This is a genomic window from Streptomyces sp. NPDC059477, assembly GCF_042749375.1.
Lineage (GTDB): Bacteria > Actinomycetota > Actinomycetes > Streptomycetales > Streptomycetaceae > Streptomyces.
Genome location: NZ_JBHYUG010000140.1, coordinates 1 through 15,225, shown reverse-complemented (window position 1 = coordinate 15,225; position 15,225 = coordinate 1). Strand labels below are relative to the sequence as shown.

The window sequence follows — 15,225 nt, the reverse complement described above, 5'->3', positions numbered from 1 at the left end:
CACCGGCGGGGAGGGTCTGCCCTCAGGGCAGGCCCTGAGGGCAGGAACCGCAGATCAGGCTGGTCCTCGCTGAGGAGTTGCGGATCAGACGGGTTCCTTGGTGAAGGAGCTGTGGATCAGACAGGTGCCTCGGCGAAGGAACCGCGGATCAGGCCGGGTCCTCCGTGAAGGAGCCGCAGGCGGAGGCGCCGGTCGCGCAGGTGCTGCCGCAGCCGTCGCCCGTCGAACACATGAGCTTGCCGTACGGGTGCTCGGCGACGACGACCCTCACGTCCAGGGGCGCGAAGTCGTCGTCCAGGCCCGCCAGCGGGGCGGGCGGGGCCAGGGTGGCGCTCGTCATGGTGATGCCCTTCTTGTTGTTCGGATGGTGTGGGACGGCCTGGCTCCCCGGCGTTACGCCGAGGGCCAGGAGAGCGAGATCCGGCTGTGGACCTTGTCGATGACCCGGTCGCCTCGGACCTGGCCGTCGGGGGTGTCCGCCGGATAGACCCGGATGACCGGGCTGGGACCGCCGCGCCGGTTGGCCTCCCAGTCGCGCAGCGTGTCGGCGACCGTGTCGGCGAGCCGCTTCGCGTTCGGGCCGAGGGCGTGCACGCCGTACTCAATGCGCTTGTTGTCCTCGGTGCGGCGGGTGACGAGGTAGGCGAAGGTGTCCTCCTTGACGGCGGCGAGGGCGAACCGCTTGTTCACGGGGGCGACCAGGCCCGTGTCCAGGTCTTCGTCGACCGCCATCGTGCAGAAGCCGGGCAGGCTGATCGCCAGGGCCATCTGGAGGGTGTCGATGAGTTCCTGGAGGCCGATGACAACACCGGTCCACAGCTCGTGTCGCGGGAACGTGACCGCGTTGTCCAGCCGGTGCGGGTCGGCCGGAAGCCCGTCATCGAACTTCAGCCCGATCTCCGGAGTGCCGTTGACCAGGAGGAGTTCTTCCCGGTGGGCGGTCGAGCCCTGCATCGGGACGAAGCCGCAGATCCGCGCCGACTCGCTCTCCAGGTGGGGGCCGTGCTCGCCCATCACCCGGGTGAAGGCGACCGACCGGGTCAGGCCCCGCATCCGCAGCGGCACCACGAGTCGGCCGCCCTGCTTGAGTTGCGCGATCCATGCCGGGGCGATGTCCCAGGCTCCGGCGGTCACCATGACGACATCGACCTCCCCGACGGGGAGGGGCTCGGCTGCGTCTGCGGTGACAACGCGGACCTGGTCGTAGCCGTTCTCCTCCAGGAGCCGGGACGCGCGGTCGGTGACGGAGGAGTCGATGTCCACCGTGATGACCCGGCCGTCAGGGCCGACGAGTTCGGCGAGGTACGCCGCGTTCAGGCCGCCCGAGCCGATCTCCAGCACCCGCATCCCGGGCTGCACCCGGGCCTGCTCCAGCATCATGGCCTGGATCTGCGGGGCGGAGACGGAGCTGAGCTGCACGCCGTGCTCGTCGGTCTTGGTGATCACCGCGGCGTACGTGTCGTACGCCTTGTCGAGCGGGGTGCCGGGGATGAACGCGTGGCGGGGCACCTTGCGCATCACGGCGTCGATCTCCGGGGAGGAGATGTTGCCGTCCGCGCAAAGCTCGTCCACCACCTTGTTCCGCAGACGGGTCGCCTCGGCGGGCTCGGCAGTCGTGTTGGTCATGGAGTTCCTTCGGTCGTGCGTGTGCAGGGGACAGGTCGGCATCGCGTGCCGGATGGGCTGGGAGGCCAGGAGGCCGGGAAGGCTATCGGCGAACGTTCTCCGTTCTCTTCTGCTGATCAACGGCGCGGTGGGATGGACACTGAGCAGGGAGGTGCACACGGGTGGAGGTCCGCTCGAAGGGCCGGAGCGTACTGGCCGGTGCACCGAGCGGCGCTGCGATGCATTCGATGCATGGGGGCGTGCCTCACTCGGCTCCGTCGATGTAGCGGGCCTCGATCAACTCTTCGATCAGGTCGGCGGTCACGAAAGCAAGACGGCGGGCAAGCCCGACAGCCTGTTGACGGGCGGCTGGTGTGCACTCCTCCCGCAGCGGGCGCGCTCGTTCGGCGAGCCGGGTCATCGCCGCGGTGGGCGGAAAGCCGCCGTCGGCCACGGCGATGTCGCTGAGCTGCTCCAGGTGACCGCGGAGGCGGTCGAGCAGGGCGACGGTCGTTTCAACGGGCGGCGGATGACCGCCGATCGCCGCATCGAGATCGTCGAAGACCTCCTCGATGTCGAGCGGCTTCCAGGCCCGGAATCGCTCCAGCACTCGCCGTAAGCCGTCCGCGTCGAGCGGTGGCGTCCACTGCTCGGCCGGGCGCTTCGCGGCCACCGCGGTGCTCACCGCTCTCGTCCCGACGCGGCGTCGATCACAGCCCAGGTGATCTTGCCCCACCGGTGTGCGTCGTAGCCCCACCGCGCACTCATCCCCGCGACCAGACGCAGACCCCGGCCGTTCTCAGCGCTCAGCGCTGCCGTCTTCACATAAGGGACGTCGTGCGATCGGTCGGAGACGCCGATGCGGACCGCGCCGTTGCTCCGGCGTTCGATGATGACCTTCGACACGGAGGTCTCGGTGTGCTCGACGGCGTTGGCCAGCAGTTCGGTGACGATGATCCTTCCGCGGTCGGCCACGTCGTCGTCCATGCCCCAGGCCGCCAGCACATCGGAGACGAGAGCGCGGGCGTGGCTCACGGACTCGCGGACGCACGGCAGCTCCGTGGTGTAGCCAGGGGAGCCGATCGCATTCGGTGTGGCGGCGGTCATGGTCACGAGGTCTTTCCCTCCGGCGTGGGGTGCCCGGTCCTGACGGGGGAGACAGGGCCGGGCTTTCCTCCGTGCCGCCGTGCCGGACTCGGCTCGGCGACCGATGACCAGTCAACGGGTGCCGAGCGGGGCGCGACAGGAAGAGATGCGATGTGCGCCCGCCCGCCAACCGGAAGACTTTGCGATCTCATTACCCGAGGTCTGGGCAGTGGAGTGACGGCGGTACTACGTTCGGTACATGGGAGCGAATCTCGTCCTTCAGCGCCGGCTAGATCAACTTGGCCTCACTCAGGAGGAGTTGGCGACTCGGCTGAACGCGGCGCTTGAGGAGATCACCGGCCGACCCGGCGACATCTCGTCCCGGACGGTCCGCAACCTGCTCAACGGATCGAGCCGACGTCCCATCGGGCGCACTTGCGTTGCACTTGAGCGTGTGTTCGGCTGCCCCGTGGCGGACTTAGGGTTCAGCGCACCCATCTCCATGCAACATCCCCCGGAGGGCCCTGTGCGGCGTCGCGACTTCATCGCTTCCAGCACCGGAACGGCAGCCGCAGCCGTTCCGGTCGTGAAGCAACGCCGGTCGGTGGGCATGACGGACGTGGCGCGCGCCTCCGCCAGCCTGAACCGGCTCGTGGAGGCCGACGACCGCCAGGGCGGACACGCCTCCCTGGCCACCGCGGCCCTCGACGCCCGCGCCCATGTACTGGAGCTTCAGCAGCGGAACGCCAGCGAACGCGTGCGCCGCGCCCTGTACGCGCTCGCCGCCGAGTTCACCACCGTCGCCGCTTGGTCGTGCATCGACCTCCGCGACCTGGATACGGCCCAGACGCACCTGCACGAGTCGTCCACGTTCGCCGGCCTCGCCCAGGACCCGCCCACGGGCATGCGCGTGTGGGTCAGCGCGGCCATTCTCGCCTACCAGCGGAAGAACTGGCCGGAACAGCTCGCGGCAGCGCAGGCTGCCAACGCCTCCTCGGCCGCCCGCAGGGACCCGTTCTTCGGCTCCATGGGCCGCGTCCGTCTCGCTCTGGCCCACTCCTCGCTGGGGGATCCGCAGGCCGCTCGGCGCGCCCTGGGCACAGCGCAGGAGACGTTCCGGAAAGCGGCCGATGACGAACGTCCCCGATGGACCGCGTTCTACGGGCCGGCCGAACTCAACCACCTCGCGGCGATCATCCTCAACCGCAACGGCGAGCCCGCCGAAGCCGAGGCGATGGCGCACCGGGCCCTGGCCAAGATCCCGGCGGAGTTCCAGCGCAACCGCGCGCTGGCCACCTGCCAGCTCGCGCTGGCCCAGCTCCGCCAGGGAGAGCCCGAGCAGGCCACCGCGACCGCGGCCACCGTCTTCACGATCATGGAGGGCGCTCCACTGCCTGGGCGCATGCGCACCCTGATCGGAGATTTCCACCGAGACCTGTTCCGGCTGGCGCCGTCGACGACGTACGCCCGCGACTGGGCAGACCGAATGCGAGATGAATGGAGTCGAGCGTGACCAGGGTGATCGACCTGCGGCATTACGGACAGGGCAGCCTCCCCGAGGACTTCCGGCAGATGCTGATCGATGTGCACGCCGACGCCTACGCCGATGCGATGGACAACGAGTTCAACCAGCGGTTCCCGTGGTTCGTCGATCACTGGTCAGGGATGGACGGCTTCACCTGCGTCGTCGCCTTCGACGGTGACGAGCCGACCGGCTTCGCGTACGGCGCTCCGCTCCAGCCGGGCCGTGAATGGTGGCGTTCCACCGCGTTCGCGCCGAACAACGGGTACACCGCGACCTACGCCGTCTCCGAGGTCATGGTGCGTCCGAGGTGGCGGAAGCAGGGGATCTCGGAGCGCCTCCATGAAGCCCTGCTGGCGGAACGCGGCGAAGACCTCGCGGTGCTCCTGGTCGACGTGACGCACCCGAAGGTGCAGGATCTGTACGAGACGTGGGGATACGAGAAGGTCGGCGAACAGCAGCCCTTCGCCGACTCCCCGGTGTACGCGGTCATGGTGAAGAGGCTGCATCCCTGAGCGGCCGTGCCTGCTTCACGTACGGCGTTACGCACCGCCCCAGCCCGTGATCACCGTCTGCCACGGTGCGTGGCCAGCACTCTCCCACCGGCCGGGCACTCTCCTCAGAAGCCGGTCGACAGGTCCGGGAGAGGGGCCGCCGTCGTACCCCCTGCTGAAACACGACGGCGGTCTCCGGCATGGGCCGGGCCACGTCAGCGGCTCGGATGTCGACGGTTCACGCCCGCCGGTGGCGGCTGCACCACCGGAGCGGCGGCTACGCCCGCGTGTGTCGTCGGGCGGGTGCTGCGAGCACTACGGGTGGTCGCGCTCCGAGCCCGCTGGCTGACCCGCTCGGCGGTGGCGTTGCGCAGACGCCAGACGAGGACTTCGGGCGGTCGGTCGGCGGTGTCGAGTTCCCGTTGTCCGGACAGGTCGGCCAGCGCCCGGTGGGGAGAGGTGCCCGCCGATTCGGCCTGGGCGAGGGCGGTGGCCAGAGCCGGCCACGCGGGGTCGGCGAGGATGCGGCGTGCGTGCTCGGGAATCGTGGCTCGGACGACTGCGGCGAGCCGGTCCCGTGTGCGGGGACTCGGCGCGTGCGCGGCGAGCTGGGCGAGAGCCGGCCGGGCAGCCTGCTGCTGGGCGGCCCGAAGGTGGATGAGGGACTGCTGGGCGGCTGCCGCCTGCTGCTCGTGACCGCGCTGGGCGTGCCACTCGGTGAGGGCGATGAGCAGGAAGACGGCGGAGGTGAGCGCCGCGACGACGAAGTCGCCGTCCTTGCCGGTGGGTGCGCTCAGCAGCGCCCTTCCGGCCCGACGCAGAGCGTCGGCGGCCCGGTGCTCGGCCCGGATGGCGGAGCGGTTGGCACGGTTGAAGGCGATGGCCGCCGCTTGCAGTTCCGCCCGGAGCCGGCGCGGCGCCGAGACCGCGGTGTTGTGCAGCAGCTCGGCGAATGCCGCAGCCTGAGCCTGCACTTGGGCGTCGGCCTCGCTTCCTGCCGTTCCTCCGTTGGCCCTTGTGACGAGCGTGTACGTGGTACGCAGCTCCCTATCGGCGTGTCGCCAGGAGCTGCCTGGTTCTGCCCGGCCCGCCCGCAGCGCCGTGGCCCGCCCTGTGCCCCCGCCCTCGGCCGGGCCGAAGCGCTCGCGGAGCCGGTTCAGGGACAGATCCGGAGCGAGCGCGGAGCCGCTGTAGAAGACGGACTCGCCCCTGGCGTCGGTGTCGTCGGCGGTGGCGAGGCTGTAGCCGGTGACTTCTCCGGTGACGGGACCGAGACGAGGCCGGACCTTGATCCCGAGAGAAGTCAGCACGGCGAAGAACTCCCCCTCGTCGCGGGCTGCCGCCGCCGCGACGTAGGCGTGCTCACGAAGCCAGACCCGTGCTGTGTTCTTGCGGCCCTGTCGCTCGGCCTTGGCGACCTCCGGCCCTGTCGGTGTCTTCGGCGCTGTAGCGTCACCGGACTTCAGCCGACGCAGACCGAGTTCGGCCTCGATCCTGCGGCATTCGGCCTGGGCCCGTCGGCCATCGCCCTTGTTGCGCGGGCGGCGGCCGTCTTCTCGGACACTGGTCGCCATGATGTGGATGTGGTCGTCGGCGTGGCGTACGGCGATCCATCGGCAGGCGGCGTCGTCATCGTGTTCGGCGATGCCGGTGGCGTGGACGATGCGGCGGGCGACCTCGGCCCACTCGTCGTCGGTGAGGTAGCGGTCGCCGGGCGCGGTGCGGACGGGGCAGTGCCACACATGCTGCGGCACCTTCTTGCCCAGCCGCTGCTCGCGCAGCCTCACGGGCTGGTCAAGGTAGTCGGCCAGTTCACTGAGGGCCTCGTGGTGGCGGTCGACGGGTACGCGGCCGGGATCGTTGATGCCGGGCATCGCGAACGCGGCGACGATGTGCGGGTCGGTGTGCTCGTTACGGCGGCCGGGCCCGAAGAGATAGGAGAGGAGGCCGCGGCTGCGGTCACCCGTGGAGACGTCAGGCACCACGGTGACCACCTCCGGCCAGGGTCTGGTCCATGAGCAGACGGGCGTGCTGGGCGACCTGGTGCAGCTCGTTGAGGACCTCTTCGGCTCGGTCGGGCAGCTCTCCCTGGTGGACGGCGCGGACAAGCTGGTTGAGGTTGTTCCCGATGCGGCCGAACTCCCTGATCAGCCTGCCGAACAGAATCATCAGGTCCTGGGTGGCCCGTGGGGACGGGAGCGCGGCGACATCTTCAGGACGGTGGTCGGACAGGTAGGCGTGGGCGAAGGTGAGGGCGCAGTCCATGAGGTAGGCCGAGCGGGAGCGCTTCGCCCTGTGGGCGGCGAGGTCGATGAAGGCACGCTCCGCCGGTTCGGCCGAGCAGGTCAGTTGCAGGGTGCGCTTCGTTCCGGAGCGGGGCCGGTAGAGCACCTCGCTCAGGTGCCGACGGCGCTCGGCGCCGGGGGCGATGTCCGCGTGAGCGGGGGCAAGGAGATCGTTGGCGGCGACGCCGTGGTGCATGAACGCGTCGGTGTTCACGATCGACGCGAGGCGTTCGGCAGGGTCGGTGGTTGGCTCGCTCGGCTCGGCGGGCGGCTGCGTGTCCCGATGGAGGCCGCGCTCGGCCTCCCCGCCTGCTGCGGTCCCGGCCCCGTGGGCCGGGCCGATGTCCGCCCCCGCCGGAGCGGGCACGAGCGCGAAGCCCGCATCGCCCCCAGGCGATGTGGACTTCGCCCCAGCTCGCTCCGCTGTCGGGCGGACGGCGTCTCCGCCAAAGCCCCGGTCGGCCGTGGGCGGGCCCGCTGCCAGGAGGCTACGGGGCGGCGAAGACTTGGAGGGCTTGGTCTTGCGGGAAAACGGATTGCGGCTCACGGGAAGTTCGGAGGCTCCTGCCTGTGTGTCGTCTGGGGCGGGCGTGGCGAGTGTCCGGGGACTCGACGGCTTGGCCCGGCCGGGCATCTCGTGTAGCGGACCGGGAAGGGGGCGCTGCCCGGATCGGTTCGGTTGCGGGCAGCCCCATGCGGTGAAGGTCAGTCGAACGGGTGCGGACGGCCGTTGGTGACGCCCTCCCGCACCAGGGCCATCGCCTTGGTGAGCCGCCCGGTGCCAGCACCGAGCCCGGCGTCTGAGATGGCCCTACGAGCGCTGTCGCGAGTCAGTCCGGAACTCCCTGGATGGGCGGCGCTGATGACGCTGGCCAGCTCGGCGATGGAGGCCATCGCGGGACGTCCACCGAGGCTGGTCGCCGCAAGCTGACCCGAACCCTCTCGGCCGCTCTGGCCTGCGGTTCCTCGCCCCTGCCCGGGTTTGTCATCAACACCGTCCGGGCCGTCGTCCTTGTCGCCTCCGGTTTCGGCCGGGGGCGCGTCGGCCGCAGGCGAGGGAGCGGTACCGGCGGCCACGCGGATGGGCTCCGGCTCCTTCGGCCGGGCTGCCGTGGGCAGGTCCGCGTGGGCGGTGTACGAAACCCCGGCCGCTTGCTCCCGTGCCGGTTGCGTACCGTCCTGATCATCAGGGGCGGTAGCGATCGCCGATATCCGGGCCGTGGAGGCACCGCCGTACCGGGTGATCAGGATGTGCAGGTGGGTCGCTCCGGCCAGGGCCAGAGGCGCGATGGCGGACAGCACGGTGACGGTGCCGTCGCCCAGCCGCAAGGTAGCCGCGCCGGGCCTGTTCAGGGCGAGGGCGTGCAGCCCGTTGGCCCAGATACTGGCGGCCGTCGCCGTGCTGAACAGTGTCCATGCGTACAGCCGAGCGGGCATCGGCGCTTCGCGCAGTACCAGCAGGGCGCGGACGCCGTAGGCGATGAACCCGTCGATCACCACAGGGAAGAGGTAGGCCAATGGATCGCGGACGTGGATGGCGGTAGCCATCTGCCGCAGCGCGTCGTAGGAGAGGGCGCATCCGGCGATACCGAGCAGGATGATGGCGAGCCGGTCCCACCAGGTGGCGCGGTGACGATGGGCCGATGTGGTGGGTGTGGCGGTGTCGGGCATGGGCGTGGGTACCCCCTCGGGGCATGGTCCGGAAGGTGGTGGTGGTGATCCGTCTTGGCCGTCTTGCCGTTGACGCGGCAGGTCAGAGGCGGTACGCTAGGCGGACGGCATGGCGTCTCAGCGCCGTGCGGGACGCATCCCCGTCGAGCGGTCACGATCCGCCGGCGGACATGTCGGTACGCGGGCGGACTGGAGATACCGTGCCGCCGCTTCGTGGCCCGGGACGGATGGTCATCCGTCCCGGGACGCTGTGCCGTCTTGGCTAGAATGACTCTGACCTGCACTTATACGCCAGGGACGGCATGAGACGGATATGGCCGGGGTCGCCTGCGGGGTTCGCGATGGCAGGCGGCATTTCACAATGCACTCGCCCCGGTGTGGGTGCCGCGACAAGCGGTCGACGGCACCCAGACAGGTCACTTGGCCGGTGTGTCTCTGCTCCCGTCCGAGCCGGTGTCGGGGTGGACGGTGGGGCAGTAGCGCTTCCAGGCGTCGGTGAACTTCGCCCGGGTGTAGCCCTTGAGCTGATTCCCGTCGGGCATACGGACGTTGCCGGATCGGATGCCGTACTCGCGCAGCATCCCGGACAGCGCGCGCGGGTTCAGGCCACCGCGCCCGGCTTCGGCCCAGGGAGCTTCGGGGTCGGAGTTGAGCCGGTAGAGCAGGGCGTCGGTGGAGACGCTCGCGGGTTCGCCGGCGGCGGCGAAGGCGCGGCGGACGTCGGCGAGAATCCTGGCGTTGGAGGGGTTCTCCTCCTCGGCCTGGGCCTCGGCGGCGACCATCTGCCCGCACGCGGCACGGGCGCGCTCGGGCCAGGCGCCGCCCGCGAGGTCGGCGACGATCACCAACGGCTCCCAAGTGTCCGCCGCCCGGTCCTCGACCGGCATCTCCGGCTCCAGATGGAGGGCCTCTTCGGCCACTGAGGAGGCCCAGCGCGCGAGGCGGGTCCGTAGGGCGTGCAGGGCAGGGCTGTCGCGGCGAGTGCGGTACGGGCTCACCTGCTCGCCCTCCGCGCGGCGGCGCATCCGGATCACGACGGACCTGTCCATGATGGTGTCGGGCAGGTCGCCGATACCGGCGAGCGCCGCCATGGCGAAGGTCGCGAAGGAGTGGGGCGTGTGCTCCTTGCCGACCACCCGCAGCACCGGTCGGCCGCGCTGGTGCCCGGCGTTGAGCAGGCCGCGCATCTCCTCGTTCTTCTCGGCGACTTTGGGGCTGCCGAAGATGGTGTCGGCTTCGTCCACGAGAAGGGTCGGCGGCTCGTCCGAGATGGAGCGGAAGATGGCCGCTGCCGTGGAGTTCACGGTGATGACGGGTTTGTGGACCGTCTCGGTGAGCAGGTCGAGCAGGCGGGATTTGCCGCACCGCTTCGCCGGACCGACCACGGCCAGACGCGGGGCGTGCTGCCACACCTGTTGGAGGTGGGTGGCCGCGATCCACAGCACGGTTGCGTCCAGTGCCTGCTCGCTCGGGAGGACCACGAAGCGGGCCAGGGCGGTCCGCAACTCGTCCAGCGGTGCGGAGGCGCCCGCCTGCCCGCAGGCTGGGGGCGGGGCGCCGATCGGATGGGGTGCCGCGGGAGCGGCGGGGGCGGTACTCTCGTTCACGGAGATCCTCACTCGGCGGCTCCGGGGGGCAACCCGGTCCGCCGCAGTTGACTGTCCTGGGATGGGCGGTGGCGAGGTTTCCAGCAGCCCCCGGTGTTCGTAGCGCCGGGGGTTTTCGCGTTCCTCGGGGCACCTAGGTGCTTCAACCCCCTAGCGGGTAGCTGTCATATGCCCTCACTGCATAAGTGTGCACGAAGGTCCGCCGAAAGTCAACCGATAGTCGCATTGGAAAATCAATCTCGCACAGCATGTACCCTGGTCGCGGCTAGGGTGATGTGCGTCACTTTCACGGCCATTCCCTTGCGGGTTGAGGTATCCATGCTGGTATGGTTTATGGATGGGGTGTAAAACCTCCGCTTGCCGAGGGAGAGGAGGGAGGTGAACGAAGTGGACGATGCCAAGCCGCAGCGCTGGGCACCACCGGAGGGCGAAGCCCTGGTGGCGCACAACTTGAAGGTCCTACGCATGACGGCCCGCCTGTCCCAGGAGGACATGGCGGAGCGCATGCGCCGCCTGGGCTTCAAGATGCATCAGACCCAGATCGCCAAGATCGAGAACGGCACCCGGAGCATCAGCTTCAATGAGGCTCTCGGCCTCGCCAAAGCTCTCGGCGTCCCTGCTGGCAACTTCATGCTTGAAGCCGTTGCCAGCCCCGACGACCCCCACTGGGAGCTGCAAGAAGCTGCCTTCGACATCCAGAAGGCGGAGCAGGAACACCGGGTCGCCCAAGATCTCGCCGACGCCGCCAAGGCCAGACTTGATGCGGCCGAGGCCCGGTACGACGAGATCGCCGAGCGTCTCGGCGTCGAACCGGACCCGGGGAGCGTCTCCTTCTACCCGGCTCCGAACTCGCCTGGGGACCCACTCCGCAGTGGCCCCGCCGAGGGCGAGTAGCCCCTCAGCGGATCTTCTCAGGTGCCGGGCCACGATCCTCGTAGCCCGTCCACCCGCACCCCCGTCCACCGCCATCCCCCGGTGCTGCGAACACCGAGGGCCACCAGCGCGCACATCGAACCAAGCAAGCCCACCGCCCATCCCGGACAGTCCAGCGGTCACGTTGCCCCGTGACCGCCGAAAGGCGATCCTGCATGCCCACCAACCTGCCCCCGCTCACGCGCATCGCCGGGGCGCTCGGTGTCCCCGAGCAGCGGCTCCGCACCCTCGTGCTCGAACACACGGCGCCCACCCCTGACACGACCCTCGTCGCACTCACCGTCGAGGAGGCCGCCCGCCGCCTCGGCGTCGGCCGCACGACCATGTACGCGCTCATCGCCTCGGGCGAGATCAGTTCCGTCCTCATAGGCCGTCTACGCCGAGTGCCCGCCGAAGCCCTGGTCACCTACCTCGCCGACCGCGCCCCGGCAGCCGTCCAGACGGCCGCCCACGCGGCCTGAAGGGGGCGGACGTGGCCAAAACTCGCCAGCCCAACGGCGCCTCCTCGATCTTCCTCGGCAAGGACGGCAAGTGGCACGGCTACGTGACCGTCGGCGTCAAGGACGATGGCAAGCCCGACCGGCGCCACGTCAAGCGCAAGACCCGTGCCGACGCCACCAAGGCGGTCCGCGAACTGGAGCGCAAGCGCGACTCCGGCACCGTCGCCAAGGCCGGGCAGACCTGGACCGTCACGACCTGGCTGACCCACTGGGTCGAGAACATCGCCGCACCGCACGTGGGCGAGAACACCATCGACGGCTACCGCGTCGCCGTCTACCACCACCTCATCCCCGGCCTCGGCGCGCACCGTCTCCCCAAGCTGGAGCCTGAGCACCTGGAGCGCTTCTACGCCAAGATGCAGAAGGCTGGCAGCGCCGCCGGTACCGCGCACCAGGTCCACCGCACCGCACGGGCCGCCCTCAACGAGGCGGTGCGCCGAGGCCACCTCACCGTCAACCCCGCCTCCGTCGCCAAGGCGCCGCGCCTGGAGGAGGAAGAGGTTGAGCCCTACACAGTCGAGGAGGTGCAGAAGCTCCTCGACCTGGCCAACAAAACCCGGCACCCGGCGCGCTGGGTCATATCCCTGGCACTCGGCCTGCGCCAAGGCGAGGTCCTCGGCCTCAAGTGGACGGACGTCAACTTCGATCTACGCGTCATGACGGTCCACCGCAATCGGCTGCGGCCCCGGTACGAGCATGGCTGCGGCGACCGCTGCGGACGCAAGCCCGGCTACTGCCCGCAGAAGGTCAACATCCGCCGCGAAACCAAGGACACCAAGTCCCGCGCCGGACGCCGGCCAATCGGCATCCCCGAACCTCTGGTGCGGCTGCTGCTCCAGCACCGGCGAGAGCAGGAGCGGGACCGCCGACTGGCTGGCGACCTCTGGACGGAGAAGGGGTACGTCTTCGCCTCCCCGACCGGCGAACCCCTCAACCCGAACACCGACCACCACGAGTGGAAGGACCTCCTCAAGGCAGCGGGGCTACGCACAGGCCGTCTCCACGATGCCCGTCACACGGCGGCGACCGTCCTGCTGATCCTTGGCGTTCCCGACACGGTCGTTGACGCGATCATGGGCTGGGAGCCAGGCAAGTCCGCCCGGATGCGCCGCCGCTACCAGCACCTCACGAATCGTGTGCTCACGGACACCGCGGACAAGGTCGGTGGGCTGCTCTGGCCGCTGCCCGAGGTGCCGCCCGTCGTCTGAGCGCCGCACACTTCACCAACGGGGCTGTCGGCCCGAGTGCGTCTGCATTCGGGCCGACTTGGGCTGGGCTCCCTACGAGTCCCCGCCCCTGGTACTGCAACGGTGCTAGCCGTGAATGCTGGCCAGGTTGGGGGTTGGTCTGTTTATGGATGGGGACCTTGCTGATGTCAGGTACTGCCCCGCGGGCACCACGCTGGACGAACTTTCCGCATTGCCAGCCGCCGCTGGGCGGTGGATGAGTGCTTCCAGACTGCGCAACAGGAATGCGGCCTGGACGACTACCAGGTCCGCCGCTATCCCGGATTGACGGAAACCACTTTTCCCTGGTCGGCGCCTTCTGACAGGGTGTGGCGTGTGACAGGCAAGGGCGATGCCAGCAAAGATAACGAGGCGTGGGCGATGGACATCCTCGACCAGCTGAATCGAGGCACACAGGAGGCGCATGAGCGTCGTGACGCACTTGCGGCAGCGGTCGACGAAATAGCTTCTGGGTTCACACAGTTGGGCCTTAAGCCTTGGAAAACGGGGCGAAGGAGTCCGGCGCGGGAGGACATGAAGGCCCCCGACGTCCTGCTCGGTGACCGCGCCGAGCCAGCCGCGACGATTCTCAGGTATGAATCAGCGGTCAACATCCTTAGCGCCGCCGATCAGCTTCGGGGTTTCGCAGTCCTGCTTCGCGCGGAGGCATCGTTGATGGGAGCGGTCTCGGTCGCGCGCGGCATCTTCGAGGCGTGCCTGTGGGCCACAGCGGTGATCGATCCGACCATCACCACTGACGAGCGTCTGCGACGCGCCCTGACGCGTCGCCTCGCACGGCTCTCGGCAGGCATCCGTCTCAAGGACATGCTCGGCGATGGCGTCACCGACGCCGACCAGGTCATCGACAACGACGGTCACGCCGACGACGAGCATGGGACCAACCGCGATCCCGCGAAGGACATCGACGACATCGTGATCTACGCCAAGGGCCGCGGCTGGCCCGTGAAGAAGCGCCACCGCGCCTACGAGATCACGCCCCTTTCGATTGACTGGCTCAGCGAGAATCTTGAGCGCCGGATCGGTATCGAAACGTACGCCTGGACGAGCGGGTCGTCGATGGCGCACGGCGAGCATGCCGCCGATACGGCGTCGTGGGTTGAGCTGTCCCAAGACCTAGGCAAGGCTCCGGCGTGGTTGATCCAATTGTGGTCGACCGGCGCTTGGGCGGGACCGCGTCTCTTCCTCGCAACGCTCGCCAACTACACAGAGAGGGTGAGCCTAGGCCGCGAGTACCAGCGATTCGAGAAATTGTTCTGGGACCGGGGCGGCAAGAGCTAAGAGCTTGCAGACCATTAAGCAGTACTAGCCTTTACCGACTGGCTCCTCGCTCGGCCCGTCGGCATATGGCCAGCCAGGCTGGTCCGTGACGACGGCATGCGATGCAGGCTGAACTTCGACCCGGAGCATGGGCCATGCCAAGGGGTCGCCTCGACCATCGACGTAAAGCATGTGGCGCACATGGGCGCCCACGAGGAAGTCTTTCTCCGCGAGGTCGTGGATGTAGTGCGCCAGCGATTTCTCAGCATCCCGGTTCTCTCGCACGCTGTGGAGCTCCGGCGCGATATCGAGGTAGTCGCGGAGGATGTCCAGGAACTCCACGATGAGCGACTCGTCATCGTCGGGAAGGCCATCCGGTAAGGCGTACTCGAACGCCACGCTCGTCTTGATCATGTTCCACAGCGGGTTGCCACGAGTGATCAGGTCCAGCACCCGAGGCTGCGGGAAAGCCGGATCGGGGATGAGCCTCGGGCCGCCAGCGGTCCGCTCGTCCAGCGAGTGACGGACCCAAGCGGCGTGCCGCTCCTTGATCTCTCTGAGCCGCTCAACCGTGAAGTGGTGTGGTTGATCATCTATCTGCTTGTGGTGCCTGCTGCACAGCAGGAGCAGATTCATGTGGTTGTGCCTGGAGGCGGCGTCGAGGTTCCCAGACCGCGGGCCGCCCTTGGAACGAGCCACGATGTGCGCCTCCTCGCCGAAGACGGACGGATCATCACAGGCCGTCCCTGGGGTGATCACCTCCCCACGGCAGATTGCGCATCTCCCGCCAGCTTCAGCCCACACAATCTTGCGCGTCTTCTCGGAGACCACCATGCCTGGCACCTTGCCAGAAGAGCTCAGGTGGACGCAGAAGAACCAGACCGGCCCTCTTGCGCGCGCAGGGAGCCATCGCGGCCTGATCGCGGCAACTGCAACCCAAACTGCAACCCCCAACGTGGGGTGGGGGCCCCCCCCCCGGGGGGGGGGCCGGGCCGAAAGGGCCCGGGGGGGAGGGGGC

The 15,225-nt window shown here is 69.1% G+C and carries 15 protein-coding genes and 2 pseudogenes; 8 read left to right on the top strand and 9 right to left on the bottom strand.

The annotated features are described in order from the left end of the window. Nucleotides 1-148: 148 nt before the first annotated feature. The 4 genes from ACFXAZ_RS37575 to ACFXAZ_RS37560 form a co-directional block, all read right to left on the bottom strand. Entirely contained in the window at nucleotides 149-340 is a 192-nt protein-coding gene (locus ACFXAZ_RS37575; RefSeq protein WP_384600903.1) for an FxLD family lanthipeptide, read from the bottom strand. A gap of 53 nt (nucleotides 341-393) precedes the next feature. Beyond that, nucleotides 394-1,626 (bottom strand): methyltransferase, FxLD system, encoded by a 1,233-nt coding sequence (gene fxlM, locus ACFXAZ_RS37570; RefSeq protein ID WP_384600900.1) that lies wholly within the window; start codon nucleotides 1,624-1,626, stop codon nucleotides 394-396. Nucleotides 1,627-1,870: 244 nt separating this feature from the next. Further along, nucleotides 1,871-2,290: a DUF6415 family natural product biosynthesis protein gene (locus ACFXAZ_RS37565; RefSeq protein ID WP_384600897.1), complete on the bottom strand. Its 420-nt coding sequence runs from the start codon at nucleotides 2,288-2,290 to the stop codon at nucleotides 1,871-1,873. After that, the gene (locus ACFXAZ_RS37560) at nucleotides 2,287-2,712 is read right to left on the bottom strand and encodes an ATP-binding protein (RefSeq protein ID WP_384600912.1); all 426 of its coding nucleotides are present in this window, start codon (nucleotides 2,710-2,712) and stop codon (nucleotides 2,287-2,289) included. Before ACFXAZ_RS37560 ends, ACFXAZ_RS37565 begins: the two co-directional genes overlap by 4 nt. Before the next feature lie 238 nt (nucleotides 2,713-2,950). On the opposite strand from ACFXAZ_RS37560, the pseudogene ACFXAZ_RS37555 reads away from it, so the two are divergent. From ACFXAZ_RS37555 to ACFXAZ_RS37545, 3 genes and pseudogenes are all read left to right on the top strand, one after another. After that, nucleotides 2,951-3,160, top strand: a pseudogene (locus ACFXAZ_RS37555) (helix-turn-helix domain-containing protein); the annotation flags it as partial. Nucleotides 3,161-3,277: 117 nt separating this feature from the next. Continuing rightward, complete coding sequence (locus ACFXAZ_RS37550) at nucleotides 3,278-4,204, top strand: XRE family transcriptional regulator (RefSeq protein WP_384600909.1); 927 nt, start codon at nucleotides 3,278-3,280, stop codon at nucleotides 4,202-4,204. Further along, the gene (locus ACFXAZ_RS37545) at nucleotides 4,201-4,728 is read left to right on the top strand and encodes a GNAT family N-acetyltransferase (protein ID WP_384600895.1); all 528 of its coding nucleotides are present in this window, start codon (nucleotides 4,201-4,203) and stop codon (nucleotides 4,726-4,728) included. Before ACFXAZ_RS37550 ends, ACFXAZ_RS37545 begins: the two co-directional genes overlap by 4 nt. Nucleotides 4,729-4,922: 194 nt before the next feature. Here the strand turns inward: ACFXAZ_RS37545 and ACFXAZ_RS37540 are convergent, their stop codons facing one another. The 4 genes from ACFXAZ_RS37540 to ACFXAZ_RS37525 all read right to left on the bottom strand — a co-directional run bounded on the left by ACFXAZ_RS37540 (nucleotide 4,923) and on the right by ACFXAZ_RS37525 (nucleotide 10,357). Further along, nucleotides 4,923-6,692, bottom strand: a complete 1,770-nt coding sequence (locus ACFXAZ_RS37540) for a relaxase/mobilization nuclease domain-containing protein (protein WP_384600892.1) — start codon at nucleotides 6,690-6,692, stop codon at nucleotides 4,923-4,925. Beyond that, nucleotides 6,682-7,359: a plasmid mobilization protein gene (locus tag ACFXAZ_RS37535; protein ID WP_384600889.1), complete on the bottom strand. Its 678-nt coding sequence runs from the start codon at nucleotides 7,357-7,359 to the stop codon at nucleotides 6,682-6,684. Before ACFXAZ_RS37535 ends, ACFXAZ_RS37540 begins: the two co-directional genes overlap by 11 nt. Nucleotides 7,360-7,697: 338 nt before the next feature. Beyond that, on the bottom strand, nucleotides 7,698-8,663 hold the full coding sequence (locus ACFXAZ_RS37530) for a DUF2637 domain-containing protein (RefSeq protein ID WP_384600885.1): 966 nt from the start codon (nucleotides 8,661-8,663) through the stop codon (nucleotides 7,698-7,700). A gap of 416 nt (nucleotides 8,664-9,079) precedes the next feature. Then, nucleotides 9,080-10,357, bottom strand: coding sequence for a DUF3631 domain-containing protein (locus ACFXAZ_RS37525; protein WP_384600906.1), 1,278 nt, complete (start codon nucleotides 10,355-10,357; stop codon nucleotides 9,080-9,082). Nucleotides 10,358-10,648: 291 nt separating this feature from the next. On the opposite strand from ACFXAZ_RS37525, the gene ACFXAZ_RS37520 reads away from it, so the two are divergent. The 5 genes and pseudogenes from ACFXAZ_RS37520 to ACFXAZ_RS37500 all read left to right on the top strand — a co-directional run bounded on the left by ACFXAZ_RS37520 (nucleotide 10,649) and on the right by ACFXAZ_RS37500 (nucleotide 14,228). Then, nucleotides 10,649-11,164 (top strand): helix-turn-helix domain-containing protein, encoded by a 516-nt coding sequence (locus ACFXAZ_RS37520; RefSeq protein WP_384600883.1) that lies wholly within the window; start codon nucleotides 10,649-10,651, stop codon nucleotides 11,162-11,164. A gap of 194 nt (nucleotides 11,165-11,358) precedes the next feature. Beyond that, nucleotides 11,359-11,664: a helix-turn-helix domain-containing protein gene (locus tag ACFXAZ_RS37515; RefSeq protein WP_384600880.1), complete on the top strand. Its 306-nt coding sequence runs from the start codon at nucleotides 11,359-11,361 to the stop codon at nucleotides 11,662-11,664. 11 nt (nucleotides 11,665-11,675) lie between these two features. After that, nucleotides 11,676-12,911 (top strand): tyrosine-type recombinase/integrase, encoded by a 1,236-nt coding sequence (locus tag ACFXAZ_RS37510; RefSeq protein ID WP_384600877.1) that lies wholly within the window; start codon nucleotides 11,676-11,678, stop codon nucleotides 12,909-12,911. A 166-nt stretch (nucleotides 12,912-13,077) separates the two neighbouring features. Continuing rightward, nucleotides 13,078-13,214 (top strand): annotated as a pseudogene (locus ACFXAZ_RS37505) (IS701 family transposase); the annotation flags it as partial. A gap of 51 nt (nucleotides 13,215-13,265) precedes the next feature. After that, complete coding sequence (locus tag ACFXAZ_RS37500; RefSeq protein ID WP_384600915.1) at nucleotides 13,266-14,228, top strand: hypothetical protein; 963 nt, start codon at nucleotides 13,266-13,268, stop codon at nucleotides 14,226-14,228. Between the two features lie 24 nt (nucleotides 14,229-14,252). Here ACFXAZ_RS37500 and ACFXAZ_RS37495 read toward each other — a convergent pair whose 3' ends face one another. Then, entirely contained in the window at nucleotides 14,253-15,041 is a 789-nt protein-coding gene (locus tag ACFXAZ_RS37495; RefSeq protein ID WP_384600874.1) for an HNH endonuclease, read from the bottom strand. Nucleotides 15,042-15,225 lie beyond the last annotated feature (184 nt).

Coding starts and splice junctions, on each gene's coding strand:
- ACFXAZ_RS37530 (WP_384600885.1), bottom strand. CDS start 8,663: ATGCCCGACACCGCCACACCCACCACATCGGCCCATCGTCACCGCGCC.
- ACFXAZ_RS37515 (WP_384600880.1), top strand. CDS start 11,359: ATGCCCACCAACCTGCCCCCGCTCACGCGCATCGCCGGGGCGCTCGGT.
- ACFXAZ_RS37495 (WP_384600874.1), bottom strand. CDS start 15,041: ATGGTGGTCTCCGAGAAGACGCGCAAGATTGTGTGGGCTGAAGCTGGC.
- ACFXAZ_RS37575 (WP_384600903.1), bottom strand. CDS start 340: ATGACGAGCGCCACCCTGGCCCCGCCCGCCCCGCTGGCGGGCCTGGAC.
- fxlM (WP_384600900.1), bottom strand. CDS start 1,626: ATGACCAACACGACTGCCGAGCCCGCCGAGGCGACCCGTCTGCGGAAC.
- ACFXAZ_RS37560 (WP_384600912.1), bottom strand. CDS start 2,712: ATGACCGCCGCCACACCGAATGCGATCGGCTCCCCTGGCTACACCACG.